The following is a 25,711-nucleotide window of genomic DNA, read 5'->3' on the forward strand; positions in this document are numbered from 1 at the left end:
TCATGGGCGCCCCGCGCCGAGCACCTCCAGGTAGTGCGGGCTGTACATGATGCCGAGGATGTTCCCGAACGGATCGACCACGGAAGCGGTCACGAACCCCGCGCCACGTTCGGTGACCGGCTGATACTCCTTCGCACCCATCGCGAGCAATTTCTCGAGAGCGGCCATGACGTCGTCGACGTGCCAATGCATCACGGCACCGCCCGAGCCGCTCGCCGCGCCGCCTTCCGGTGCATAGCGCCTGTCGATCAGACCCAGCTCATGCTGATAATCGCCGAGCCGGAATTCGGCGTACCCCGGCCGCTCGAAGTACGGGTCGATACCGAGCAGTTCGGCGTACCAACTCTTCGCCGCGGCCAGATCGTCCGCCCAGAAACTGATCGTGCTGAACCCTCGCAACATTTCCTGCCCCTTCCCAAAGCCCGAAGTCTGGAGCCCTGACCTTAGGAGCGATATAGGACAGAAGCTGTCCCACTTACTGTCCCACTTGCTGTCCCACTTCCAAGGACCACCCCATGGATGAAATTCATCACCCCTGCCAGGCGCGTCAAATCAGGACATTGGGCGTGAAAATTCGCCGAGATAGTGCCGCTTTAGCCGCCTGTCCCGATGGGGCTCGGCCTCCTTTTCCACCTGACGCTTCCTCAATCCCAGCCCTCTTGGTAGACACGTCCGAATCATCCGTAAGTGGTATGGGAAGCGCACCATGATCGACCGCAACACCTCGGACCACCAGATATTCGAGTTCGACCTCACCGAGCACGAAACCCGGCGGCGCACCGAAGTCCTCGCCGCGCTGGGGGACACCTGGGACCCCGTCGCGGTGCTGGAGGCCGAGACGGAGGCCAACCGGCTCCTGTACTCCGGCCTGGACGCGGAGCAGCAGGCCACCTACGAGATGCTGGTCGCCGCGGGTGTCCTGCCGGCCTCCGGGCGGGAGTGACCATGATCCCGCTCGACCCCACCGCCGATATCGGCCGCCGGGCCTGGGTCCCGTGCCCTCGATGCCATGATCACCGGGACTGCACGAGCTGCCTCGATGGCCGTACATGCAGAGACCACTGGCGCTATCTGCTGTCGAACAAGGGCAGTGTGCTGCATTTGCAGTGCCCCAACTGCACCCACCTGTGGGCCTGGGAATCGGAATTCGGGGCGGGCAGCCGCACGGCCTCCTGAGGGCGAGTCCGGCAACGCCTCGATGAGGTCAGACGGTTAAGAGCCGATCGCTCACAGTCACGACCATGGCGGGAAAGCCGCTGCGAGGGGCGAGGCGGCCTCCAGGGCCGCGTCTTGCCGACCAGCAGGCCGGGCGGGCATGCCGCCGAGGTGCGGCCGCTCAGGGCCCCTCCGCTCGTTCCACCGCTCCTGAGGCGCTGCGGGCAGGCCTGGGAGACCATGGATATGCGTCCAGATATGGCGGGCGCGCGGCGGCGGAGGCGGAGCTGCGCTTCAGGCCCCTGCAGAGCCTTGTAGGGAGGCCACCATGGAGGATTACCCGGAAAGCTACGAGCTGGTATTTCAGGCGTCCGTCGTGGAAGACGACGTGGTGACCGTCCGGCGCACCGAAAAGGCAGGCGCGGGCGGATACCCGATCTACGAGGACGAGACCGGAATCGTACGCGCGGAGATCAGCGACCGGGGAGAGGTGCGCATGCTGGCCAGCGGCGGTCACCAAGTGCTCCGGGCGCCGCTGATGGCGCGGCCGCTGACCCCTTGACCGGCTCTGACCAGCCTGACCGGGCTGTAGCTCACAGCCCGAAGTCCGGCTTCGCGGCCGACTGCTAACCTCGACTTGCGCGAATCACGCAACTAGCCCACCGGGAGCGGGTGGTGGGTGGCAGGCAGAGGCGGGCAGTGAAGTGGGCAATGGGGAGCGCTCGGCCACCCGGAGGCGGCGGCAGCGCCTGGTGGAGTTGCTCGGCGCCGACGACGTCAGCGTGCACGACCTGGCCGCCGAGTTCGACGTATCCCTGTCCACCATCCGCCGTGACCTGGCCGCGCTGGCCGATGCCGGCCGGATCACGCGTACTTACGGTGGCGCGGTCGACCATCGCGCCGTGGAGCGGTCCTGGCACGACAAGGAGCGGGTGCAGCGCACCGAGAAGGACGCCATCGCCCGCGTCGCGGCCGGGCTCGTCCGAAGCGGTGACGTCGTGCTGCTCGACGCGGGTACGACGGTAGCCAGGCTGGCGCACGAACTCCGGGACCGCACGGACATCACCGTCATCACCAATGGACTCTCCACGCTCGTGGAGCTGGCGGACGCCGAGGTGGACGTCGTGGTGCTCGGAGGGCGGCTGCGGCGCCCCAACGAGTCGCTCCTCGGCACCCGGACGGAACAGGCGCTGCGCCGCCTCACCCCGGACATCGCGTTCCTCGGCGTCGACGGGCTGGACCCCCGCCGGGGCATCAACTGCCCGGACCTCGAACAGGCCGCTTTGAAGGAGACGATGGCCGAGTGCGCCCGTGCCTGCTGGGTGCTCGCCGACCATTCCAAGTTGGCCGGGGGAGGGGGCTTCCCCTACTGGGCCGCCATGCCCGCCGGAACCGGGCTGATATCCGGGGGCGACGCCGAGCGGTTGGCGGCATTTGAGCAGGCAGGTTGGTCGGTACGGTCGGTGCAGTCAGGGCGCTCGGTGCGGTCGGAGCAGTAGGCGGCGCGGTACTCCCTTGACAGCCCGTCGGATGGATCGCCACTCTGAATTTGCGTGAAACGCGCATCGTTGAGTGCATGGATTGCGTGGTTCATTCATTTTGGGGTCGGGGCCGGAGATCGGGACGGCACCGGAGCCGACGGGAGGAGACCTCTTGGCGCAGGTGCTCGTCATCGGAGATGACCTCACCGGAAGCAACGCGACCGGAGCGCTCTACACCCGGCTCGGCCTACGAGCCATCACCGTCGGCGCGCTCGCCCAAGTACGGCGCTACGCACACCAGGTGGACGTACTCGTCGTCAACACGGCCTCCCGCCACTGGGCCCCGTCCCGCGCCTACGCGGCCGTCAAAGCCGTCGTGGAAACGGCGGGTGAAGTACCTCTGGTCGTGAAGCGGGTCGACACCACACTGCGCGGCAACCCGGGAAGGGAGATCGATGCGGTCGTCGACGCGCTCACCGTGCGCGCCCCCTCGGCGCGTGTCCGGGTGCTCGCTGTCCCCGCCTTCCCCGACGCGGGCCGAACCACCGTCGGCGGCCTGCACCTTGTCGACAGCGTACCGCTCACTCGGACCGCGGTAGCCCGCGACCCGTTCGATCCCGTCCGGCATTCACGCGTCGCGGACGTGCTGGGCACGCAGACCCGCCGGAGTACGGCGGAGCTCACGCTCGATGTGGTGGAGCGCGGACCGGACGCTGTGGCGGCGGCGTTGAGCGAGAGCCGCGCCGCCATCGTGGTCTGCGACGCCACCGAGAACGCACACTTACGGACCGTCGCGGTGGCCGCCGCACGCCTGGCCGCACAGGACGGTGTCCGCTGGGTCGCGATGGACTCCGGCCCCTTCGGCGCGGCCCTCGCCGCCGAACTCGGCCTGCGACCCGAGGGCGCTGCGCCCGCCCCCATCCTCGCGATTGTCGGCAGCGTCACGGACCGCACCCGCGACCAACTCGCCCGTACGGAGACCGCTCTCGGTGCCCGCTGGGTCGACCTCGACCCCACCCACCCGGACCCCGACCGCCTTATGGGGGCGCTGCGGACGGCGGCGCAGGAGGGGGCCGCGGTCCTCGGCGTACGGGTGGCACCCGAGCCGCGGCCCAGCCCGGCCACAGAAGCCCCCGCCGGGCCCGATCCCGATCCTGATACCGCCGCGCGCATCCTGCGCTGTCTGGCCGACGTCGCCCGCCGCGCGGTGGCCGAGTTCCGGCCCGGCGGCCTGTACGCGTCGGGCGGCGATGTCGCCGCCGCCGTCACCTCCGCACTGGGCGCGGACGGCTTCGCCATCGAGACCGAGGTACTGCCGCTGGCCATCGCGGGGCACCTGGTGGGAGGGCCTTACGACGGGCTGCTCTTCGCCACCAAGGGCGGCCTCATCGGCGGCCCGGACGCCGCCCGCGACTGCCTGGAACACCTGCGCGCGGCCTGCACGCGCATCGCGCACAGCGCGCCCCATCCGTCGGCCGGGCACCCGAAGGCGAGCCCGAGGCCGACCCGGGGCCCGACCCTGAGCCCGACCGAGGGCCCGCCCCAGACCCCGCCGCCCCCGTCCCGAGAGGCAACCCCATGACCCCCGATCAACTCCCCACTCCCCCCACTCCCACCCTCGCCGTAACCCTCGGCGATCCCGTCGGCATCGGCCCCGAGATCACCGCCCGTACGCTCGCCGACCCGGCCATCACCGCGCTCGGCCGCGGGCTCGCCGTCGGCGACGCCGCCGTACTGCGCCGCGCCGTCGACATCTGCGGTCTGGACGTCCGGGTGCACGCGGTCGGCTCGCCCGCCGAGGCCCGCTACGAGCCCGGCACCATCGACGTACTCGACCTCGCCATCGCACCCGCCGACCTGCCATGGGGGAAGGTCGACGCGCTGGCCGGCCGGTCCGCCGTGGCCGCCATCGAGGCCGCCACCCGCGCCGCACTGGCCGGCGAGGTCGACGGGGTCGTCACCTCACCGATCAACAAGGAGGCGATCTGGGCGGCCGGTTCGCAGCACCTCGGCCACACCGAGATGCTGGGCGAACTCACCGGCGCCGCGCACTTCGACACCATGTTCGTCGTCCGCGGCCTCAAGATCTTCTTCACCACCCGCCATCTGTCGCTCCGCAAGGCCCTCGACCAGATCACCGAGGAACGGGTCGCGGCGAGCATCCGCCACGCCCTCACCGCTCTCCGCGTCTTCGGACACGACGAACCCCGCCTCGCCGTAGCCGCGATCAACCCGCACGGTGGCGAGGGCGGACACTTCGGCGACGAGGAAATCACCGTGCTGCGCCCCGCCGTCGAGAAGGCGGCCTCGGAGGGGCACGGCGTGGTCGGCCCCGTCCCCGCCGACTCCGTCTTTCACCAGGGCCTCGAAGGCCGCTTCGACGGAGTGCTGAGCCACTTCCACGATCAGGGCCATATCCCCGCCAAGACAGTCGACTTCGACGGCACGGTGTCCGTCACCGTCGGCCTGCCGATCCTGCGCACCTCCGTCGATCACGGCACCGCCTTCGACATCGCGGGAACCGGCCGCGCCTCACACGGCACCATGGCCGCCGCCTTCCGCGCCGCCGCCGACTTCAGCCGCTTCACGGACCGTATCCGGGCCACCTACGGGACGGCGGGCGCATGACGACGGACGCGGTGCCTCAGCCCATTCCGGAGCCCGTTCCGGCCAAGCGCTGGACGTACGTCATTCCCGTCGCCGCCGTCATGTACATGTTGGCGTATCTGGACCGCAACAACGTCTCCGTGATCCTCCCCTACATGCACGGCGACCTGGCCCTTTCCAACGCCGACAAGGGAATGGTCGGCGGCATCTTCTTCGTCGGCTACGTCTTCCTCCAGATCCCCGCCGCGATCCTCGCCCAGCGCTGGAGCGCCCGTAAGACCGTCGTCCTGCTCATGATCGCGTGGGGACTGGCCGCGATGCTGTCCGGCCTGGTGCAGAGCAGGACACAGTTCTACGCCGCGCGCTTCGTGCTGGGCTTCTTCGAGGGCGGCGTGTGGCCGGCCGTACTGATCCTGCTCGCTTCGTGGTTCCCGCTGCGCGAGCGCGCCCGTGCCAACGCCCTGTGGATGACCTGCCTTCCGCTCTCCTCGATCCTCATGGCACCGCTCTCCGGCTGGATGCTCGACCACGCGAGCTGGCGCTGGGTACTGGTTCTCCAGGGCATCCCGCCACTCCTATGGGCGGTGGTCTGGTGGTTCGCGGTCGCCGACCGCCCGGCGTGCGCCCGGTGGATCTCCCGCGCCGAGGCCGACCACCTGGAGCGGTCGATCGCCGCCGACGAAGCAGCCAAGCCCGCGGCGGGCAGCGGCTCGTACCTGGACGCCGTCAAGCACCGATCCGTCCTCGTCCTCATCGGCGTCTACTTCTTCTGGATCACTGGCTTCTACGGCTTCAGTCTGTGGCTGCCCTCGGTCATCAAGGAGCTGACACACGACGGATCGTCCACCGAGGTCGGACTGCTCACCGCGGTGCCGTTCGCCCTCGCGCTGGCCGCCATGACGGCCAACGCCGCCTGGTCCGACCGCACCGGAAAACGCCGCCAGGCGGTGGCCGTGCCCCTCGTCGTGGGCATCGCGGCACTGCTGCTGGGACAGGCCGTGGACGGCTCCCTCGCCCGGATGGCGCTGCTGTGCGTGACGGCCGCCGCGGTGTACGCACCGTACGGTCCGTTCTGGGCGATCCCCGGCCAACTTCTGCGCTTCGAGGTGGTGGCCGTGGCGATGGGCCTGATCAACGCCTTGGGCAACCTCGGCGGCTTCGCCGGGCCGTACCTCGTCGGCTGGCTGACCGACGCCACAGGCTCCAGCCTGACGGGCTTCGCCGTCTTGGCGGCCTTCCTGGCGGTGGCCGTGGCGCTGGTGACCATCGGACTGCGGCCGAGGAATCCGATGGGCGATCAGGTGCCGAACGCCCGAGCCGGCCTGTCCCGCTGACCATGCCGGTCAACCCTGACACCTCCAGCCCTACCGCACGGCAACCAGCACCTGACTGTTGCCGAACTGCCATACCGGGCCGACGTGCCGGAACCCCGCCTCGTGCAGCAGAGCCACGTGTGCGGAGAGCGTCAGGTCGTTCTCCTCGCTGCTCGGGAGCCGGCGGCTGCGGCGTTCGGTGAGCAGGTCGGCCAGTTCCTGGTCGGCGGCCGCGGCCGACCACCACGAGTCCCAGTCCTCGTGCGCGAACGCGTGCTGCCGCTCGGCCCGGCGGCGTCCGACTACGCCGGCGATCTCGGCGATCGTCGGGGCGTCCTGGCACAGATGGTCTCCGTTGACCAGGACGCCGCCGGGCCGCAGCAGGGCGGCCAGCTGCCGGTAGACCCGTCGTAGCGTCTTCGTGCAGAGATAGTGCAGCGCCGTGGTCGAGACGGCCGCGTCCAGCGGGCGGTGCAGGGCGAGGGCCTTGAGCCAGCCGGGCTCCCCGATCACCGTTTCGACGTATCGGACGGTGGAACCGTAGTGGGTCCGGCCCAGCTCCAGCAGGAGTGGGTCGGCGTCGACGGCCAGGATTTCCGCCGCCGGCAGACGATGGGCGAGCTCGGCCGCCAACGCGCCGGGACCGCAGCCGAGGTCGACGACCAGGGGCGTCGAGTGACCCACCGTCATATGCTCGACCACATCGGCGATCACGGTGAATCGCTCCTGGCGGTCGATCGCGTACCGCTGCTGCTGGCCCTCCCAGCGCTCCACCCAGCGCGCGGCCGTCGCCATGCTCAAGCCCATCCGGTCGTGCCGCCTTCGCCCTCTTGTCCATCCACGCGGACTGCCACTGCCAACTGCTATTGGAAATCATTGCAGACTGGCGAGGGTGGTGAGCAACGCGTCTATCTCGTCAGGGGTGTTGTGGATGTGCAGGCTGACCCGTACGGACCCGTCCTTGTCGGACGTACCGGCCTGGCAGTGGCTGTCGCTCCGCACCATGAAACCGTCGCTGAACAGGATGAACCCGAGGTCGCCCGAGCTGATTTCGCGGTGCCGGAAGGTGACGATGCTGGTACGCCGCTGGGTCGGCGACCGGGCGGCAAGGCTCAGCTGGCAGCCCACCACCTCGTAGGCGTCGAGCCGTCGCAGCCCGTCGGTCAGCCGGGACGCGAGGGCGGCCGTCCACTGCTCGATCCGGTCCGGGCCCGCGGCGTCCAGCCAGTCGAGGGCCGCCGCCAGGCCGGCGATGCCCACGGTGTTCGGGGTGCCGCTCCAGCCGCCCGGACGGAACCGCGGCCCGCGCGCACCCCGGGACCAGATCGCGCCGGAGCCCGGCAGCGCCAGCGCCTTGTGCCCGGAGAACACCACGAAATCCACGTCGAGTTCGGCCACCGAGACCGGCATATGGCCGACGCTCTGGGCGGCGTCCAGGCAGATCGGCACCTCAGGACCGACCACCCGCCTAATACGGTGCACATTCATATCGCTGCCGTAGACATGGTGCACATGAGTGGCCGCGACGAAGCGGGTACGCGGGCCGACCAGCGCGGCGAGCGCCGCCGGGTCGTAGTCGCCGGACGTCTCCTGGTACGGCAGCTCCCGGACCCGGATGCCGACTCCCTGGCGGGCCAGCAGCTCGCGGGCCTCCAGCCAGGGCGAGAGGTTCGCCTGGTGGTCCGCATGCGGGACCACGATTTCGTCTCCGGCGGTGAGGTGGCCGGGCAGCCAGTCGCGCGCGATGATGCGGAGCCCGTCGGTGGTGCCGGCGGTGAAGTGGACGGACGAATGCTCCGCGGCCGGGTCACCGAGGAATTCCTTGACCCGCTCGCGGGTCCGCTCCACCAGCGCGGTCGTGGCATTGGCCCAGGGGTATGTCCCCCGGCCCGCGTTGGCGTTGGTCGTGGTGAGGTAGCTCTGTATGGCGTCCAGGACGGCCTGCGGTTTCTGGGTGGTGGCCGCGCTGTCCAGGTAGGCCAGTTCCGGATGGCCGACGATGATGGGGAACTGCGCGCGCAGCGCACGCTGCCACGACGCCAAGTCGTCCAGGGGGCAGCCCCTGCCCGGCATGTCAGTCACAGCGGTCACGTCAGTCACGCACCAGGGGTGCGCCCGCGTCACGCCAGGCGATGATGCCGCCGGCCAGGCTGCGTACGTCCGGATGGCCCATACGGGTCAGCAGGGCGGCGTACTGGGCGGACTTCTCGCCGACCGGACACGCCAGCAGCACCGGCTGTCGCTTGCTGAAAGGCAGGCCGCCGCGTATGAGCTCGTCGAACAGCTCGTCCACGATATTGACCGCGCCCTCGATATGGAGCGCGGCGTAGGCGAACGGGCCGCGCAGGTCCACCACCAGCGGCCGCTCCGCCGCGATCCACTTCTGCGCGTCGGCGGTGTCGATGACTGTGGCCGCCTGCAGCTCGGCGTCGGTGAGAGTGGCCACGGAGTTCTTCACGGGCGGCCTGCCCAGCAGCTCGGGCCGGCGCTGCCGGACATAGCTGAGATAGCTCTCGACGCGGTCGCAGACTATGAAGACGGCGGTTTGGCGCCGCCTGTCCGCGTGGCGCTCCGCAGGGTGCTCCGCATCCGGTCCCGAGTTCGCCGGCGAGTCCAACTCTTCGTCGACCGGGCGGAGTTGGCGCACCGCGCCGAAGTACGCGGCGCCGCCGGTGGGCCCGGAGAGTATGCCGCAGCGGCGGACCAGCGTCAGCATCCCGTCCAGGGCTTCCTCGGCGCTGACCGTTTCTATGGAGTCGTATGTCGCGGGGTCGAAGAGGCCGACCTGGTTCACCTCGTCGACGTTGCGGATTCCCGGGATGAAGTCCTTCTTCTCCCCGACCAGTCCGACGACCCGCACCGCCGGGTCATGCTCCCGCAGCACCCTGGCCACCCCGGTCGACGAACCGGCCGTCCCCACGCAGGCGATGAACCAGTCGGGGGACCGGCCGTCCAGGTCCGCCACGATCTCCGGGCCGGTGCCGGCCGCATGCGCTTCGGTGTTGAGCTCGTTGAAGTACTGGTCCGTGTGGAGACTGGCGCTGCCGGGCTCGGAAAGCTTCTGGTGGAAGAGGGTCAGCGGGTCCTCGGTGTTCGTCGGGTCGAGGCACTCGGTCTGCCCGGGCAGCTCCTCGATCTCCGCGCCCAGCAGCAGAAGCAGATCCTTGATCTCCGGAACCCGCATCCGGTTGGTGACGCTCTTGAACGACACCCCGTGCATGCCTGCGATAACAGCAAGTGCCTTGGCGGTATTCCCGCTCGACAGCTCCACCACCGTCGCGGCGCGCTCCCCGGCGTCGGCCAGGCCCGGCCGCGCCATGTTCCAGGCGGCCCGGTCCTTCACCGAGCCGAACGGATTGAGCATCTCCAGTTTCGCGTAGAGGTCGATATTGCGCAGGCCGTGTACGGCTGGGTCGATACGGACCAGCGGGGTGCCGCCGATGGCTTCGGTGATGCTGTCGTATCTCATATCTGCTGCCCCCCAGGACGTGTGATCGGCCAGTACTGCTCGTCGAGACACCAGCGCCAGGAACCCCCGTCCCGGTGGACGGCGACCTTGCGGGCGATGGGCTGCTGCTGCGCGTGGGTGGCGCTGAAGTCCATGCAGTAGCCCGCGGTGTTGGCGAAGGCGAGGAGGTCACCCGGCTGCGGCAGTCGTGGCAGGTGAACGGTTCGACGTGTGATCAGGTCGGCCTCCAGGCAGAGGTTGCCGGTCAGATGGACGGCTGCTGGGCCTGTGGCCGCGGCGACTCCTCCGCGGGGGAGGAGGACGGGGTCCATGAGGACGCCGTGTTCTTCCAGGCTGGCGTCGTTCGCCTTCATGGCGAGGCGTACCAGGTGGTCACCGGTGTCCGTACGCCGCACTTCCAGCACCCGTGCGAGGGAGAGTCCGCACTGGTCCACCAGCGACCGGCCGGGCTCGATATGCAGGTCGTACAGGTTCTCCAGGAGCAGGGTGCCCAGCGGACGGCCCAAGGCGCGGGCGGGGAGCGACAGCAACTCGTCGAGGTAGGCGGCGCCGGCGACCGGCCGGTGGGCCGGGTAGAGGCTCAGAGTGCCGCGGAGGGTGCCGTTCTCGGCCCGGAGGCCGTAGCCGTGCCCCGACCAGGTCATGGACGGGCGTTTGCCCAGGACCGCATTGGTCAGTTCGGTGGTATAGCGCTCCCATTGGGCGGCGTGGGCGAGGTAGTTGACGCCGAAGCCGCCGCCGATGTCGATGACGCGCGGCTGGAATCCGCGCTTCCGTAACGCGTCCATGGCCAGCAGACAGCCTTCGAGCGCGATGGCCTTCTCGTCGAGGCTGGTGGTGTCGAGGTGGTAGGCGACGCCGATCGGCCGAATGGCTTCCTGGTGGCGTTCCACCACGTCCAGCAACTGGTCCAGCGACTTCACCGACGTACCGAAGTGGGTCTGCCGGGACAGGACCTTGGCACCGGGCGCCTCGAAATCCGCCAACCGCAGCAGGACTCGTACGGGTGGCAGGCCGTGCCGGCCTACGAGGGCGTCGAGTTCTTCCAGCTCCTCGGGCCCGTCCACGCTGACGGTGACCCCGGAGCGGGCGGCGAGCCATCGGAACTCCGGGTTCTTGGGGCCGGTCGCCAGGATGCGGTCGGGGGCGAAGCCGGCGCCCAGCGCGTGCTGGAGTTCGCCGAGCGAGGCCACGTCGATGCCGGCGTCGGTCGCGGCGAGCCGCCGTACCAGGGCGCTGGAACGGTTCGCCTTGTGCGCGAAGAAGACTTGGCCGGCGAGGTTGTGCCGACGATAGGCGGCGCGGAACCGCTCGACGTTCCGTGCGATCTCATCGGGCAGTACGACATTGAGGGGTGAGCCGAGCGCGTCGACGAGCGTGTGGAGGAACGCGGCAGAGTCCAGCAGGGATGCCAGCGACGGTTCCAGGTGCGGTTCCAGGTAGAGGGGGGCACTGTCCATCTCACGTGTTCCTCCCTGTGAAATTACGGACCACTGTCGGCGCAGGCCCCAATAACGTGTATCCATCCGGAGGGCTGTTCATGCCCGAGCGGTTCGGGGGCCGAAAGCCGTGGGCGGCCTGCCTCTCGATCCCTCCGACAGCTCCGCCCCCAGGGGCGCGACCCGCTCCCTCCTCCCGTACCCACCCCGCAGCATCCACGTTCCCCACATGCCCGCGACAGCAAGGACACCCCGGTGAACTCCTCCCTCGCACGCCTCGTCCGACTGATCCCGCCGCCCTCGGCTCCCCGGGAGAAGGACTGGGAGTCCGTGGAACAGGCACTCCGCGCTGAGCTGCCGTCGGACTACAAAGAGCTCACACAGGCATACGGAGGGAGCCACTGGGACGGATATCTCTACCTCTTGGAGCCCGGGTGCTGCAATGACAACTACGACCTCATCGAGTGGGCAGAACAGCAAACCGAAGCGCTGGAAGGCCTTTGGGAATTCGAGAGGAAGCCAACCGAGCTGGCGGAGAGAGGTTCCCGGGTCGTCCCCTGGGCAACCACCGACAATGGAGAGTGCCTGTACTGGCTCGTCCGCCCGGGAGAGGCAGCAGACCAGTGGACCGTCATGGTGAACGAAGCTCGTGGCGATCGCTGGGAACATTTCCCCGTCACCTGTACGGAATTCCTGGTATCCGTCCTCACCGGTGAGCTGCGCTCCGGCATCCTCTCGTCCCTCTTCCCCCTGGCCGTCCATGAATTCCGCCGGTTGGCGCCGATGTGAGAGCAGGCTGCAGAGCACTCACACCACTCACAGCACCCAGAGCAGTCAGGGTGGTCAGGGTCGTCAGTCGGTGAGGTCGACGCGCACTGTGAGCAGATTGGTACCGACCACCCGGACCGCCGTGCTGTTGAGCCGCGGCAAGGTCCTGAGCCGCGCGCGAGCGTCGTCCTGGGGGACCAAATGGGCGGTGCCGGTATACCACCGTCCCTTGACCCGGACCCGGACTCGTGGATCCGCCTGAATGTTGCGTACGTACTGCGACTTCTCGCCGTACTCCGAGACCAACCAGAATTCACGTCCGATGCGGCGTCCGCCGATCGGTGTCCGCCGAGGCAGCCCGGACTTCCGCCCCCTGGTCTCCAGGAGAGTCTGATGCGGTAGCCGCGTGAGAATCGGGTTGCCGATGCGCCTCTGGAATGACGTGACCGCACGAAACTTGAGCTCGCGGTAACGCGACATTCGAGGCCCTCCCGGTGTGGTGCTGGAGCGATTGCTGCCGCTCGGCGATGCTAATGCCGTCGGCCCTGCCGGGGCATTCCGGCAGGGCAGCGTGGCGGGCGCACCGGCACCCCGCGACGTCGGCCTACTCGACCCGCCCCGTCCACCGGATCGGCAGGCGCTCCGGCCCCCGGATGAGCATCCCGCTGCGCCAGGCCAGTGCGTCCGGATCGGCGTCCATGGCGAGGTCGGGGCAGCGGTCCAGTAGGGCGCGGATGGCAATACGGGCCTCCATACGGGCCAGCGGAGCGCCGAGGCAGAAGTGAATGCCGTGGCCGAAGGCGACATGACCGCGTGCCTCGCGTGTGATGTCGAAGTCGTCGGCCGCGATGAAGCGCTCGGGATCGCGGGAAGCCGAAGCGAGGACGACCAGTACGGTGGCCCGAGCGGGTATGACGGTGCCGCCGATCTCGACCGGCTCCGAAGCGAAGCGCCAAGTGGCCGTCTCCACGGGACCGTCGTAGCGCAGCATCTCCTCCACGGCGTTGTCGAGGAGGGAGGGGCCGGCCCGGAGGGCGGCGAGTTGGGCCGGGTGCTGCAGCAGCGCACGTACGCCGTTGGCCAGCAGGCTGACGGTCGTCTCGTGGCCGGCGACGAGCAGCAGGAACGCCATGCCGACCAGTTCGTCGCGCGAGAGCTGGTCGCCGTCCTCGTCGCTGGTACGGATCAGGGCACCGAGCAGGTCGTCGGACGGGGTGGCCCGTTTGTCATCGAGGAGGCGGACCAGGTACTCGGCCATCGCCTGGATCGCCTCTTGCGCCGCCTCCTGGCTGGTCGGCGAGACGATCTCGTTCGACCAGGCGCGGAATTCGTCCCGGTCCATGGAGGGGACGCCGATCAGCTCGCAGATGACGGTCATCGGCAGCGGGAAGGCGAACGCCTCCACGAGATCGGCACGTCCATCGGGCGCGGCGAGCATCGCGTCGAGCAGCTCGCCGGTGATCTGCTGCACCCGCGGGCGAAGCGCCTCGACGCGGCGCGAGGTGAACTCCTTCGCCACGAGTTTCCGCAGCCGGGTGTGGTGGGGCGGGTCCGTGTCCAGCATGTTGGTGAAGAGGGGCGAGTCGCCGTTGTCGCCGTCCAGCAGCCCGGCGGCGCGCCAGTCCTTACCGAGCCGAGGGTCGCTGAGCGCGGCCCTGACCGCTTCGTGGCCCACGACCAGCCATGTCTCCGCCCCTTCGGGGGTCCGCGCATGGTGCACCGGCCCCTGGGCGCGCAGCTTTTCGTAGTAGGGATACGGGTCTGCGACAAAGTCCGGTCCGTAAGCCCCTAGGTCGACGATCTCTGACATGCGAGCCCCCGTTTTCCTCAACAATCAATTTCGTCCAGTCGGATCGTCCCGATTCGCGCGACTGGTTGCTGGTGTCTGGTGCCTGGTCTCCCGTACTGGGTGTCGAGGTGTGTTGTCCGGCACTGACACTGCAGGTCAGCGTACGCGCGGCGGGCGAACCAGACATCGCCCCACGGGATGATCTCAACTGGGCCTTGTCCTCCGCTGGTTGTGGAACGCCCTGGCCTCGTCCCCTTGCAGGTTGAGCGTTGGGACATGCGCGTGGGATCGGAATCGGATGAGGATTGAACGAGGGCGGTCGGTTTCCCGTATCACTCTTCGTGCGCCCTGGGCCCGGGGTGCCACGCCCCTGCGGGGGCTCAGCTCGTGCTACCGAGACGTGAGGAGGGGCCATGACCGACCCCGGCAATCCACCGCTCCAAGCCCTGCCGGACGGAGACGCCGAACTCCGTGTGGTGCTCCGCCTGCAGTGGGAGGACGTCGCCGCGCTCGGTAGGGAGGCGGCCAGGCTCGCCGCCCAGCTCAAGCGGCCGGTCACTCTGGACGAGGCCGCCAGCCACCGGCTGCGCACCCGTTCGCCGGCCGTCCACGCGAAGCCGCCGGCCGCCCAGGAGCGGCCGCAGCCCGCAGCGCTCAAGCCGACCGCGGGAGCTCCCCTTCCCGCGGGCTCACCGGGTGAGCAGGCCCGCCAGGCGATCGAGAGGATCAACGGGAGCCCGGCAGGGAGCGGAAGCTGAGGGGAGCGGAGACAAGGAATTACGCTTCTACGCGCAGCCAGGTGTTGCCGGTGCGGAGCCAGAGGAAGCCGTCGCGTCCCTGGCCGCAGTGCAGTACCACGCGACCGGGCACCCGGAGTCTGCGTCGGCTGGTCACTGTCCAGGTGGTGCCGTCCAGCTCGGCGCGTATCAGCTGAACGGACCGCCGGTTGTGGTCGCGCACGGTCAGTACGGCGCGGTTGCCGCGGACCGCGAAGCCGTCCGGCTGGGGAACGGGGCTGGGATAGCTGGTCACCTCACCGGTGGACGGGGTGATCCGGCTCAGAAACGTGCCGCCGGGGCCGGAGAACCAGACCAGCCACACCCGTTCCCCCTCGGTCGCGGCGGTGCAGCCCTCCAACGGGGCGTCCGGCAGTCGCCCCTGGGGAGACCACATCGCGTGACCCTCGGTGTTCCAGCCCGCCAGGCCGGCCGCCGACTCCGGGTGGCCACCGTAGATGCCCTCGTCTCCGTGGGCGGTCCAGATTCCTCCGTGGCAATCGGTGACCAGAGCAGGGATGTCGTCGCCGATACAGAACTCGCCCTCGGGTGTTCCCGAGGCGGAGAACACCACGGCATTCGGCTTCCAGACGGCTTCCGTCGCACCCCGGAACGTGCGCCCATGTGCCAGGAGGAATCGGCCACTTGGGAGCACGGCCAAATGGCAGGGCGAAATCCTGACGTCCCGCAACAGTGTGCGCTGCTCCTCCTGCCCTTTGACGACGACCAGCTCACCGGTGAACGGGGTTTCCGGCCGCCAGCCGATCCAGCCTTTGACGTACCGGTAGCGGCTCAGATACCGCCGGTGGACCAAGAGGACCACGAGTTCTCCCGTGGGCCCGACGCTCCACCACAGAGCTTTGCGCCCTTGCACGGCATCGGCGGCGGGCAGCCGCCACACCTTGTGTATCGCAGCGTCCGGACGAGAAGTCACCGGGCGGAAGTTCATCAGGGTCAGTCGCCTTCAGGACTCCGGGAGCCTGCGCCACCCGAAGTTGGCTACCTTACCCGGCCCCCGCACCGGGCCTGCCCCGGCCGGCAAACAGCAACGGCAAAAACGAAGGGCAAAAACAAAAGGCAAGGAGCTGCCCGCTCCTTGCCACTCTCAACTTATAGCGCATGGGGGGCCTTGCGGCAAGGCCCCGGTCGTACCGCAGAATCACCGGCCTGAGCCAGAAAGAAATTGCGGGGATGGTGGTTGTAGTGATCGACGTGATTGTTGCGGGTGGCGGACCGACCGGCTTGATGCTGGCCGCCGAGTTGCGGCTGCAGGGTGTGCATGTGGTCGTGCTGGAGAGGTTGACCGAGCCGACCCAGCAGTCCCGCGGTCAGGGCCTGCACGCCCGCAGCGTCGAGGTGATGGATCAGCGCGGTCTGCTGGACCGGTTCCTCGCGGTGAATGAGAAGTTCCAGGCAGGCGGTCTCTTCGGCGGCATCGCCAAGCCGTGGCCGGACCGGGTGGACACCGCCCACCCGTACGGTGTCGCCTCCCCGCAGCCCGTCACGGAGCGGCTGCTCAACGAGCGCGCCCTCGAACTCGGCACCGAGATCCGGCGCGGCCGCGAAGTGGTCGGGCTGAGCCAGGACGAAGACGGGGTGACCGTCGAACTCTCGGACGGGGCCCGGCTGCGCTCGCGCTACCTCGTGGGGTGCGACGGCGGTCGCAGCACGGTGCGCAAGGCGCTCGGAGTCGACTTCCCGGGCGTGCCCGCCACGGTGGAGACGCTGCTGGGGCAGATGGAGGCGACCGCTGACCCGGAGACGATCGCCGCCGCCGTCGAGGAGGTCCGCAAGACTCAACTGCGGTTCGGTCTGCAGCCCGAGGCGGGCGGCGGCTACCGCGTCGTGGTGCCCGCCGACGGAGTGGCCGAGGACCGTGCGACCGAACCGACCCTCGACGACTTCAAGAAGCAGCTGCGGGCCTACGCGGGCACCGACTTCGGCGTGCACTCGCCGCGCTGGCTGTCCCGGTTCGGCGACGCCACCCGGCAGGCCGAGCGCTACCGGGTCGGCCGGGTGCTGCTGGCCGGTGACGCGGCGCACATCCACCCGCCGACCGGCGGGCAGGGGCTCAACCTCGGCGTGCAGGACGCGTTCAACCTCGGCTGGAAGCTGGCCGCCGCGGTCAACGGCTGGGCGCCGGAGGGACTGTTGGACAGTTACCACGCCGAGCGGCACCCGGTGGGCGCCGCCGTGCTGGACAACACCCGCGCGCAGATCACGCTGCTGGGGGCCGATCCGGGTGCGACCGCGCTGCGGGAGCTGTTCTCCAAGCTGATGGACTTCGAGGAGGTGAACCGGTACGTGACCGAGATGATCACCGCGGTCGGGGTCCGCTACGACTTCGGCGAGGGCCACGAACTGCTCGGCCGGCGGATGCGGGACGTGGGCCTGAAGCGCGGTCGCCTCTACGAGCTGATGCACGGCGGCCGCGGGCTGCTGCTCGACCAGACCGGCCGGCTTTCGGTGGCGGGCTGGGCCGACCGGGTCGACCACGTCGTCGACGTCAGCGAGGAGCTGGACGTGCCCGCGGTGCTGCTGCGTCCGGACGGCCATGTGGCGTGGGCCGGTGAAGATCAGCAGGATCTGCTCGGCCGGCTGCCGAAGTGGTTCGGCGCTGCCGCCGGCTGAGCGCGCGGTTGCGGCCCGACGGGTGAGGCCTTGATCGGGGCGTAGCGCCGGCGAGGTTCGAGTGGCACGGAGTGTTGGTGTGTCAGGGTGGCGGCGGGGAACTCGTGGGTGCGTACGGGCACCCGGGCCTGAGAGCGTTTGACCTGGGGTGGGAGCGATGACGGTGGCGATGCGGGCGGTTCCGCTGGTCGGCGGGCCGGTGGAGTTACGGGGTGCGCTGGACCTGGAGACGACACCGGCGGGGGTGATGCCTCGCCGGCTGCCCGCGTGGACGAAGGAGCAGTATCAGGATCCGTCGGTCTACGGGGTGACCGTGATGCCGTCGGGGGTGCGGCTGGTGTTCCGCACGGATGCGCGTGAGCTGGAGTTCGAGGTACTCACCTCCACGGGGCAGCTCGACACCGACCCGCAACCCCGCCCGACCGGGATGCTGGAACTCCTGGTGGACGGCGCCCTTGCCGATCGGCGGCAGGCGCCGGTGGGCAACGTGGTGCGGATGGCGGGCCCCGGCGCCGTGCAGCGGGTGATTCCGGGCGAGCCGGGCACCGTACGGTTCGGCGGGCTGCCGGCCGGCATGAAGGACGTCGAGCTGTGGCTGCCGCAGCAGACCCCCACGGAACTGGTGGCGCTGCGCGCGGACGGCGAGGTGCTGGCGCCGTCGCCGGACGGGCGGCGCCGCTGGGTGCACCACGGCAGTTCCATCAGCCACTGCATCGAGGCCGACGGACCGACCGGCACCTGGCCCGTGGTGGCGGCCGCACTCGGGGGAGTGGAGGTGATCAATCTCAGCCAGGCGGGCAACGAGATGCTGGACCCGTATGTCGCCCGGACGATCCGCGATATGCCCGCCGACCTGATCAGTCTCAAGGTGGGCATCAACATCGTGGGCCTGGCCGCCTTCCGGCTGCGGACGTTCGGCCCGGCCGTGCACGGATTCCTGGACACGATCCGGGAGGGGCACCCGGACGCGCCGTTGCTGCTGATGTCCCCGGTGAGCTGTCCCGCCCTCGAGGAGTCTCCCGGCCCGACGAAGATCGGCCCGGACGGGAAGATCACAGCCCTGGGCGACCCGGCCGATGTGGCCGGTGGGGCGCTGTCGTTGACGGTGGTCCGTGCCGAGCTGGCCCGGATCGTGGCGGCCCGGCAGGCTCGCGACCCCCACCTCCACCACCTCGACGGACGCGAGCTGCTCGGCCCGGACGAGGTGGCCGACCTGGCCGACGGCCTGCACCCCACCGCCGCCGCATACCGCCGGATGGGCAAACGCTTCGCCGCCCATGCCTTCGCGAAGGACGGTCCCTTCCGGTGAAGGACCAGGGCGCTGACGAAGAACGCTCGCCGGTCGTGGCCCGGCACGTACGCCGGGTCCCGGCCGGATGATCGGGGCCCGGCGGCAACTACCGCCCCCGCCCCCTCGCTCCAACGATCAACCCTGAAGCCCGAGTTCGGCGTCTCTTGCACCACAGGGGCAGGACCTGCCCTGCCCCCTCGGTGCCTGGAGGCGAACCCCCATGAAGCAACGGGCTGCACGCACAGCACGCACAGCCTTACTCGCTCTGGCAGTGGCCGCAGCCACGGGAGCGGCCACGCTCACCCCGACCGCACACGCGGCGCAGTCGGAAGACGCGGCGCAGTCGGAACACCTGGCGCGGTCGGAACACGGCCACAAAGCGACCCAGATCGCCCTGCATGACCTGGTCGCGAAGGGCGAACTTCCCGGGGTTGCCGCCAAGGCGTGGGACGGCAAGGGGAGTTGGTTCGGCTCGTCCGGATACGCGGACACCGCCACACGCCGTAAGCGCTCGGCCGGCGACCACTTCCGCGGGGCCAGCATCACCAAGACGTTCGTCGCGACCGTCCTGCTCCAGCTGGAGGCGGAAGGAAGACTGAGCCTGGACGACACGGTCGAGACATGGCTGCCGGGCCTGGTGCGGGGCAACGGATACGACGGCAGCAAGATCACTCTGCGCCGGCTCCTCAACCACACCAGCGGCATAGCCAACTACACCGCCGACCCCGCATTCATCCACAACGCCGCCGGTCCCGGCTTCCCCGAGCACCGGTACGACACCCACACGCCCGAGGAACTCGTGGCGATCGCGCTGAAGTACCCGCCGCAGCCCGGTCCGGAGAGGGCGCCGCTGTACTCGAACACCAACTATGTGATCGCCGGGATGGTCATCGAGAAGGCAACGGGCCATTCGTACGGGCAGGAGGCCACCCGTCGCATCATCCGGCCGCTGAAGCTGCGCGGGACGTCGTTCCCCGGCACGACACCAGAGATGCCGAACCCGCACCCCGTCGGCTACTCCCGGCTCCACCAGGAGGCTCCCGACGCCAAGATCCATGACGCCACCCGGCAGAACATGACCTGGCTGGGCGCGGCCGGCGACGTCATCTCCACCAGCGGCGACCTCAACCGCTTCCAACGCGCCCTGATGCGGGGCGAGTTGCTGCCCGCCGCGCAGATGAAGGAGATGCTCGACGAGGTGCCGGCGGGCGAGGGGATCGGGTACGGACTCGGCGTCGAGTTCGCGAAGCTGTCCTGCGGTGTGAAGGTGGTCGGCAAGAGCGGCCGCACGAACGGCTCGCTGTCCGCGATGCTCGGCACGGCGGACGGGAAGCACCAGCTGACGTTCAACATCAACGGTGACTGGCTGCGGGACGGATCGCGCTACGTCAACGTGATCGAGGCGGAGTTCTGCGGCAGGATCCCGGACCCGAGTGGCAATTCCGCGTCTCCGGGGGCTCCGGCGTCTCCGCCGTCTGTGACGGGGCAGCTCCCGGCCTCTCTTGCGCCGCGCGCGCTCGGCTGAGCTGCGAGGCGGCCTCGCCGGTCAGGGCGACGGCGACGGTGGCATGGCAGGGTGGGGGTATGTGCGGCCGATATGCCTCCACCCGACGCCCGCAGGATCTGGTCGACCTGTTCGACGTCACGCGCTGGGACCCCGACCAGGCGCTCGACCCGAGCTGGAACGTGGCACCGACCGACAACGTGTGGTCGGTCCTGGAGCGCGTCGAGCGCGACACCGGCGAGGTCACCCGGCAGCTGCGGCCGCTGCGCTGGGGCCTGGTGCCGTCCTGGGCGAAGAGCCTGGCCACGGGCGCGAAAATGATCAACGCGAGGATGGAGACGGTCGCGGAGAAGCCGGCCTACCGCCGGGCGTTCGCCAAGCGCCGGTGCCTGCTGCCGGCCGACGGCTTCTACGAGTGGCAGGCCATCGCGGCGCCCGGGACGGCCAAGGCCCGTAAGCAGCCGTACTTCATCAGCCCCGAGGACGACCAGGTCATGGCGCTCGCCGGGCTGTACGAGTTCTGGCGCGACCCCGACGTCTCCGATGACGACGCGCCGGGAGCCTGGTGGACGACCTGCACGATCATCACGACCGAGGCCACCGACGCCGCCGGGCGTGTCCATCCCCGCATGCCCCTGGCCATCGCTCCCGACGACTGGAGCGCGTGGCTCGATCCCGCCCACCACGATGCCGGCGAACTGCGCGCCCTTCTGGCGGCCCCCGCCGCCGGCCACCTGGGCGCCCGTGCCGTGTCCACCGCGGTCAACGACGTGCGCAACAACGGCCCGCACCTCCTGGACGAGATCGCCGAGGCGCAGTGACGCCCGGGGAGGCGGGGCCGGCGCCAGGGTGTGCCCGATGGGTCATGGCCGGGCCCGCGACGCGCCCCCCGGCTCACGCTCGTTGCGCGACTATTCCGCGACGCCGGGGATGACCGTGGTCACGACCTTCCGGACGGCTGCGGCCTCCGGCGGGGTGCCCTTCCGGTCGGCGAACAGCATGTGCGCGGCCCCGATCAGGGTGGGGGCGAGCGTGTCGACGTCGGCAGCCGCCGCGATGCGGCCCCGTTCCCGTTCGGCGGCGAGGTAGGAGGCGATCATGGCCGCCGCTTCCGTCAGGAGCGGGATCCCGGTCGGTCTGGCCTGACGGAGCCGGGCGCGCAGGTCGTCCCGGGAGGTGACGAGGCCGACGATCGCGACGGCGACCGACCCGAACAGGTCCGTCAGCGCACTGGTGAGGTTGCCGGCGACGGTGCCGGTCCCGGCGGCGTCGCGCAGTGCGGCCGCCTGGTGGTCGAGCCGGGCGATGCGGTCCAGTACGAGCTCGGCGAGGAAGGCGTCGAAGTCGGTGAAGTGCCGGTGCAGGACGCCCTTGGCGCAGCCGGCCTCCGTGGTGACCGCCCGGCTGGTCAGCGCGCTCGGCCCGTCCCGGAGCAGGACGCGCTCGGCGGCGTCGAAGAGCTGCTCGCGCACGTCGCGGATGGCTACGCCCGTCGGCATCGTGCCTCTCCTCCTTCTCCCGCCCGCCCGTTCCGATTGACGGGTGGGCACTCGCCCACTCATAGTGGGCACATGCCCACTATACCGCCGGAGCGCGTGCAGCCGTCCCCGCAGGAGCCCCACCGACACCGCCAGGTGGCGGAGTCGTTCGGCGCGGATCCCGAGCGCTACGACCGGGCCAGACCCCGCTATCCCGACGCGATGGTGGCGCGGATCGTCGCCGAAAGCCCCGGTCCCGACGTTCTCGACGTCGGCATCGGTACCGGCATCGCGGCCCGGCAGTTTCAAGCGGCCGCCTGCCAGGTGCTCGGGGTCGAGGTTGACGCGCGGCTGGCCGAGTGGGCGAGACGGTGCGGGCTCGATGTCGAGGTGGCGGCGTTCGAGGCCTGGGACCCGGCCGGCCGGCTATTCGACGCGGTCGTCTCCGGGCAGGCCTGGCACTGGGTGGACCCGGTCGCGGGCGCGGCCAAAGCGGCCCGGGCGCTGCGGCCCGGCGGCCGGCTCGCGGTGTTCTGGAACGTGGACCAACCGCCGTCGGAACTGGCGAAAGCCTTCGCCGAGGTCTACCGCCGCGCGATGCCCGACTCGCTCGCCGCCGGCCGCTGGACCAAGACCAGCTCGGACGGGCACGCGCTGCTCTGCGGCAAGGCAGCCGACGGGATACGGGAGACCGGCGCGTTCGGCGCCCCGGCGCAGTGGCGTTTCGACTGGGAGCGGCGCTACACCCGGGACGAGTGGCTGGACCAGGTGCCCACCACCGGGGGCCACGCCCAACTCCCGGCGGCCGAGCGGGAAGAGGTGCTGACGGGCATCGCCGCCGCCATCGACGCGGTCGGCGGCGGCTTCACGATGCGCTACGCGACGGTCGTGGTCAGCGCGACGCGCGCCGGTGCGGCCTGAGCCGGCGCCCTGCGGCGCGCCGTCGGTTCGCCCGGCGCGGCGGGAGAGAATCAACGGATGACCGAACACTGTTGTGCAGCGATGACACGCCATCTGGACTGGCACTGCGAAACCCACACCGACCCGTTCGCCTGCCCGGACGCGCTCGTCGACTTCAGCGCGAAGTTCCAGGAGTACGGGCTGATCGTCCACGACGGCGGTACCTCGCGGATCGGCATCGTCTTCTGCCCGTGGTGTGGTGGGCGCCTGCCCGAATCCCAGCGGGACCGCTGGTTCGACGAACTGGAGGCCCGCGGCATCGACCCCTGGGAGGACGAGGTACCCGCTGAGTTCGAGGACGGAAGGTGGCTGCGAGCGGCGTCGTGAAGCCTCCAGGGGCCCGGCCGAGGCGTACAAGTCGGTGAGTGGCGAGGGCCGTTCGGCGCTGCCGGGGGATTGTCAGTGGTCCATGTCACGATCGATTGCGTACCGACCGATGTGATCGACGCGACCGACGCGACCGATGCGTGCGTGTCGTTCCGTGCCGACCGATGCGATCGACGGCGACCGATGTGTACGGGGCGATCCGTGCAGGTCGATGCAGTCGACCGCGCTGCGAAGGGACCGCCCGTGACCGACAACTCCCACTCCGCGCTCCGCCTCGCGCTGAGTCTGGCCGGGCCGGACACCGCCGACGCGCTTGCCGAGCGGCTGCGGCCGAAGTTGCCGCCCGTCCTCGCCGACCGGTTCGGGCTTCCCGAGGAGTTGGTGGAGGAGTTGCTGGGTGCGGATGCCGCGCAGATGCGGGCAGCGCTGTCCATCGACCCCGAGGAATGGCTCCTGGGGGCGGCGGAGCTCGGTGATCCGGTGGTCGGCCTGGCGCTGTGGCGTGCGGTGTACCGCAACGATGCGGGTGGTCAGATGCGCGCGGTGGGAGAGATCCCCGGCCTGCTGGCGACCCTTCTGCACGCCGCCGACCTCGGGGATCTGCGCTGGTACGAAGGCGACGGGCTGTTCTCGGTCCTTTACGACGAGGCCACCGGACCCCTGCTCCTCCCCGTCCTGACCAGCGGTTTGGTCGGGCTGGACGTGGGTGCCCTCGCCGTCTTCGGCAGGCACCTCCCGCCACCGGTCGTCATCGACGCCTGCCTCGGCCTGCTGGACCTCTGGGGCAGCACCGCACCGTTCCGGCAGTACCTTCACCTGCTCGACCACACACCGGCCCTCGATCCCGGGCATCCATGGCTCCCGGATCTGTTGCGCCAGGCCCTCGACGCCCCCGATCCGGAGCCCCTCCTGAGGGCACACCGGCCCCCGGGCGAATGGGCCGACCCGGACCACCTCCACGCCCTGCTGGCACTCCGTTACGGTGACGCCCCCTCGGCCAAGCCCGACGGCCTCGACTGGGAGCTGCTCCGGCGCGAGCACCAGCGCCTCCCCTTCGGCACGCAGACTCCCCACCACTCGGGATACGGATACTGGTACGCAGCCCCGCTGACGCGACTCACCACCTGGGAGGGCTGTCCCGTCGACCTGGTGATGGATGCTTTCCACGAGTACCCCGCCGGGACCGCCGCGGACGCCGCCGAGCTGCCCTTCGAGGCGCTCGCGGGGCCCGAGGCGCGGACCAGCGAGATATATCTCCGGCCCGTCCTTGGGCGTGGCATCCGCGAGGGCCGGTACTCCGTCGACCGGGTCCTGGCCGAAGTGCGGCCGGCGGTGGAAGTGCCGGACGCCCTGCCGTACGACCACGAACCGGCCCGCAAAGCCTTCGCCGGCCTGCTCGCCCGGCTGGGCACGGACCCCGTCAACTGGCTGACGTGCTACGCCCGGATGCGGCGTGCCGACGGCAGCATCGCCGACCTGATCATGGACGTCACCTCGCCGGACTCCCGCAAGAAGCGCTGCACCAGCTGGCCCTGGGCGCAGGCCGCGCAGTTCCCGGCCGGCCGTCCCGTCAACGCGCGGGCGGCGTTCCTCGCCATGCTCCGGTGCGTTCCGGAAGAGGTTCAGAAGGCCGTCATCCCGCACCTCGACCTACGGGCCGTGCAGCACTTCCTGGTGTACGGCGAACCGTCCCCAGAAATCCGCGACGCGGTGGTGGCCGCCCATGGGCTCCCGGCCCAGATCGCGATGGCCGGCTCGCACCACCTCTCCGACGAGCAGACGGACTACCTCCTGGATCTCGACGAACCGGCGGTGGACGCCAAGCTGTTCAGCCACGCCCGTCTCAAGCGGTCCGAGCGGGAACGGATACTCGCCGGACGGCTGCGGGGCGGGGGAATCCGTCCGGTCGCCGAGGAACTGCTCACCGCTCTGGACGAGGTCAATATCAACGTCGACCGGGACCGGCTCGTGGCGGGTGTGGGATCCGGCGACCTCCGGGTGGCCCGTAAGATCGTCCGCTGCCTGCGGCTCCGTGTACCGGCCACTCGGACCCGGCTGCTGGTCGCCGTGTGGGAGCGCGGCGGTCCGGACGCCGTACGGGAGATCCTGGCCATGGGCCGCCTCCCCGCCCGGCTGCGACGGTGGACCGAGCGGGCCCTCGACGCGCCGGACGGCCTGGAGCGGCTGCGAGCCCGGCTCGCCGAGGAGGAGTCCCCGGCCGAGCTCCTGGAGTTCCTCACCGCAACCACCGATCCCGGTAAGCGATTGCGTGGGCTCCGCGCCGAGGGCATACGGCTGCCGTGGACCGGGCTGGTGACAGCGCAGGACGCCGGGACGCTCCCGGCCCAGCTGCTCGACCGACTGGCTGAGCAGCCCGACTGCCCCCGCGAACTCCTGCTCGCGGCCCTCGCGACCACACCCGAGTCGGGGGCGAAGTGGATACCGAACGCGTTCCGGAGCGGCCGGCTCACCCCCGAAGACCTGCTGACCCACGCCGCGCCCGCCCGCGCCGCTCTCGCCGTTCTGCGGCAGTACGCGGCGGACTGGCCCGAGGCGGCGGGGCGCCCGGTGGTGTGCCGGGCCGCGGCCCTGCCCCGGGAGCATCTGGGCACGGATGTCGAGGCATGGTCCGTCGGCCTCCAGCTGCTGCCGACCTTCGTCGGGACTCTTCCCGAACTCATAGTGACGGCGGGGGCGATGACGCGGGTCGCGTGACCGCCGGC

The 25,711-nt window shown here is 70.2% G+C and carries 25 protein-coding genes; 16 read left to right on the forward strand and 9 right to left on the reverse strand.

Annotation, left to right across the window (positions count from 1 at the left end; translation table 11 throughout):
* Positions 1 to 402 carry a VOC family protein gene (locus FCH28_RS01465; protein WP_136737807.1) on the reverse strand — a complete coding sequence of 134 codons (402 nt, stop codon included), beginning with the start codon at positions 400 to 402 and terminating at the stop codon, positions 1 to 3.
* Between the two features lie 304 nt (positions 403 to 706).
* Here FCH28_RS01465 and FCH28_RS01470 point away from each other — a divergent pair, with 304 nt between their 5' ends.
* The 7 genes from FCH28_RS01470 to FCH28_RS01500 all read left to right on the forward strand — a co-directional run bounded on the left by FCH28_RS01470 (position 707) and on the right by FCH28_RS01500 (position 6,577).
* Positions 707 to 943, forward strand: coding sequence for a DUF6400 family protein (locus tag FCH28_RS01470; RefSeq protein ID WP_136737808.1), 237 nt, complete (start codon positions 707 to 709; stop codon positions 941 to 943).
* Positions 944 to 945: 2 nt separating this feature from the next.
* Positions 946 to 1,176, forward strand: coding sequence for a hypothetical protein (locus tag FCH28_RS38805; protein WP_136737809.1), 231 nt, complete (start codon positions 946 to 948; stop codon positions 1,174 to 1,176).
* A 307-nt stretch (positions 1,177 to 1,483) separates the two neighbouring features.
* Positions 1,484 to 1,717 (forward strand): DUF6296 family protein, encoded by a 234-nt coding sequence (locus FCH28_RS01480; RefSeq protein WP_136737810.1) that lies wholly within the window; start codon positions 1,484 to 1,486, stop codon positions 1,715 to 1,717.
* A gap of 142 nt (positions 1,718 to 1,859) precedes the next feature.
* Positions 1,860 to 2,654: a DeoR/GlpR family DNA-binding transcription regulator gene (locus FCH28_RS01485; protein ID WP_136737811.1), complete on the forward strand. Its 795-nt coding sequence runs from the start codon at positions 1,860 to 1,862 to the stop codon at positions 2,652 to 2,654.
* A 163-nt stretch (positions 2,655 to 2,817) separates the two neighbouring features.
* Positions 2,818 to 4,218: a four-carbon acid sugar kinase family protein gene (locus FCH28_RS01490; protein WP_246102367.1), complete on the forward strand. Its 1,401-nt coding sequence runs from the start codon at positions 2,818 to 2,820 to the stop codon at positions 4,216 to 4,218.
* Entirely contained in the window at positions 4,215 to 5,264 is a 1,050-nt protein-coding gene (gene pdxA / locus FCH28_RS01495) for a 4-hydroxythreonine-4-phosphate dehydrogenase PdxA (RefSeq protein WP_136737813.1), read from the forward strand. Before FCH28_RS01490 ends, pdxA begins: the two co-directional genes overlap by 4 nt.
* A complete protein-coding gene (locus FCH28_RS01500; RefSeq protein ID WP_136737814.1) occupies positions 5,261 to 6,577 on the forward strand; it encodes an MFS transporter in 1,317 nt (438 codons plus the stop codon). Before pdxA ends, FCH28_RS01500 begins: the two co-directional genes overlap by 4 nt.
* A 30-nt stretch (positions 6,578 to 6,607) precedes the next feature.
* On the opposite strand, the gene FCH28_RS01505 is transcribed toward FCH28_RS01500, so the two are convergent.
* From FCH28_RS01505 to FCH28_RS01520, 4 genes are all read right to left on the reverse strand, one after another.
* A complete protein-coding gene (locus FCH28_RS01505) occupies positions 6,608 to 7,363 on the reverse strand; it encodes a class I SAM-dependent methyltransferase (protein WP_136737815.1) in 756 nt (251 codons plus the stop codon).
* Positions 7,364 to 7,429: 66 nt separating this feature from the next.
* Positions 7,430 to 8,629 (reverse strand): aminotransferase class V-fold PLP-dependent enzyme, encoded by a 1,200-nt coding sequence (locus FCH28_RS01510; RefSeq protein ID WP_136738315.1) that lies wholly within the window; start codon positions 8,627 to 8,629, stop codon positions 7,430 to 7,432.
* A 19-nt stretch (positions 8,630 to 8,648) separates the two neighbouring features.
* Entirely contained in the window at positions 8,649 to 10,025 is a 1,377-nt protein-coding gene (locus FCH28_RS01515) for a pyridoxal-phosphate dependent enzyme (protein WP_136737816.1), read from the reverse strand.
* On the reverse strand, positions 10,022 to 11,485 hold the full coding sequence (locus FCH28_RS01520; RefSeq protein WP_136737817.1) for a Y4yA family PLP-dependent enzyme: 1,464 nt from the start codon (positions 11,483 to 11,485) through the stop codon (positions 10,022 to 10,024). Before FCH28_RS01520 ends, FCH28_RS01515 begins: the two co-directional genes overlap by 4 nt.
* 234 nt (positions 11,486 to 11,719) lie before the next feature.
* On the opposite strand from FCH28_RS01520, the gene FCH28_RS01525 reads away from it, so the two are divergent.
* Positions 11,720 to 12,253, forward strand: coding sequence for an SMI1/KNR4 family protein (locus tag FCH28_RS01525; RefSeq protein ID WP_136737818.1), 534 nt, complete (start codon positions 11,720 to 11,722; stop codon positions 12,251 to 12,253).
* A 63-nt stretch (positions 12,254 to 12,316) separates the two neighbouring features.
* On the opposite strand, the gene FCH28_RS01530 is transcribed toward FCH28_RS01525, so the two are convergent.
* Complete coding sequence (locus tag FCH28_RS01530; protein WP_136737819.1) at positions 12,317 to 12,712, reverse strand: nitroreductase/quinone reductase family protein; 396 nt, start codon at positions 12,710 to 12,712, stop codon at positions 12,317 to 12,319.
* A gap of 124 nt (positions 12,713 to 12,836) precedes the next feature.
* The gene (locus tag FCH28_RS01535; RefSeq protein WP_136737820.1) at positions 12,837 to 14,042 is read right to left on the reverse strand and encodes a cytochrome P450 family protein; all 1,206 of its coding nucleotides are present in this window, start codon (positions 14,040 to 14,042) and stop codon (positions 12,837 to 12,839) included.
* Between the two features lie 392 nt (positions 14,043 to 14,434).
* Here FCH28_RS01535 and FCH28_RS01540 point away from each other — a divergent pair, with 392 nt between their 5' ends.
* A complete protein-coding gene (locus FCH28_RS01540) occupies positions 14,435 to 14,779 on the forward strand; it encodes a hypothetical protein (protein ID WP_136737821.1) in 345 nt (114 codons plus the stop codon).
* 19 nt (positions 14,780 to 14,798) lie between these two features.
* Here FCH28_RS01540 and FCH28_RS38810 read toward each other — a convergent pair whose 3' ends face one another.
* On the reverse strand, positions 14,799 to 15,746 hold the full coding sequence (locus FCH28_RS38810) for an NHL repeat-containing protein (protein ID WP_246102251.1): 948 nt from the start codon (positions 15,744 to 15,746) through the stop codon (positions 14,799 to 14,801).
* Between the two features lie 254 nt (positions 15,747 to 16,000).
* Here FCH28_RS38810 and rox point away from each other — a divergent pair, with 254 nt between their 5' ends.
* The 4 genes from rox (at position 16,001) to FCH28_RS01565 (ending at position 21,044) form a co-directional block, all read left to right on the forward strand.
* Positions 16,001 to 17,428, forward strand: a complete 1,428-nt coding sequence (gene rox / locus FCH28_RS01550; RefSeq protein ID WP_136738317.1) for a rifampin monooxygenase — start codon at positions 16,001 to 16,003, stop codon at positions 17,426 to 17,428.
* Positions 17,429 to 17,585: 157 nt separating this feature from the next.
* The gene (locus tag FCH28_RS01555; protein ID WP_136737822.1) at positions 17,586 to 18,737 is read left to right on the forward strand and encodes a GDSL-type esterase/lipase family protein; all 1,152 of its coding nucleotides are present in this window, start codon (positions 17,586 to 17,588) and stop codon (positions 18,735 to 18,737) included.
* 202 nt (positions 18,738 to 18,939) lie between these two features.
* A complete protein-coding gene (locus tag FCH28_RS01560; RefSeq protein ID WP_136737823.1) occupies positions 18,940 to 20,244 on the forward strand; it encodes a serine hydrolase domain-containing protein in 1,305 nt (434 codons plus the stop codon).
* Between the two features lie 59 nt (positions 20,245 to 20,303).
* Positions 20,304 to 21,044: an SOS response-associated peptidase gene (locus FCH28_RS01565; RefSeq protein WP_136737824.1), complete on the forward strand. Its 741-nt coding sequence runs from the start codon at positions 20,304 to 20,306 to the stop codon at positions 21,042 to 21,044.
* Positions 21,045 to 21,134: 90 nt separating this feature from the next.
* Here the strand turns inward: FCH28_RS01565 and FCH28_RS01570 are convergent, their stop codons facing one another.
* Positions 21,135 to 21,722, reverse strand: coding sequence for a TetR/AcrR family transcriptional regulator (locus tag FCH28_RS01570; RefSeq protein WP_136737825.1), 588 nt, complete (start codon positions 21,720 to 21,722; stop codon positions 21,135 to 21,137).
* 72 nt (positions 21,723 to 21,794) lie between these two features.
* Between FCH28_RS01570 and FCH28_RS01575 the strand changes: the two genes are divergently transcribed.
* From FCH28_RS01575 to FCH28_RS01585, 3 genes are all read left to right on the forward strand, one after another.
* On the forward strand, positions 21,795 to 22,622 hold the full coding sequence (locus FCH28_RS01575; RefSeq protein WP_136737826.1) for a class I SAM-dependent methyltransferase: 828 nt from the start codon (positions 21,795 to 21,797) through the stop codon (positions 22,620 to 22,622).
* Positions 22,623 to 22,679: 57 nt separating this feature from the next.
* Positions 22,680 to 22,988 carry a DUF6980 family protein gene (locus tag FCH28_RS01580; RefSeq protein ID WP_136737827.1) on the forward strand — a complete coding sequence of 103 codons (309 nt, stop codon included), beginning with the start codon at positions 22,680 to 22,682 and terminating at the stop codon, positions 22,986 to 22,988.
* Positions 22,989 to 23,231: 243 nt separating this feature from the next.
* A complete protein-coding gene (locus tag FCH28_RS01585; protein ID WP_136737828.1) occupies positions 23,232 to 25,703 on the forward strand; it encodes a hypothetical protein in 2,472 nt (823 codons plus the stop codon).
* Positions 25,704 to 25,711: the final 8 nt, after the last annotated feature.

Origin of the sequence: Streptomyces piniterrae (genome assembly GCF_005048155.1) — a bacterium.
Taxonomy (GTDB): domain Bacteria; phylum Actinomycetota; class Actinomycetes; order Streptomycetales; family Streptomycetaceae; genus Streptomyces; species Streptomyces piniterrae.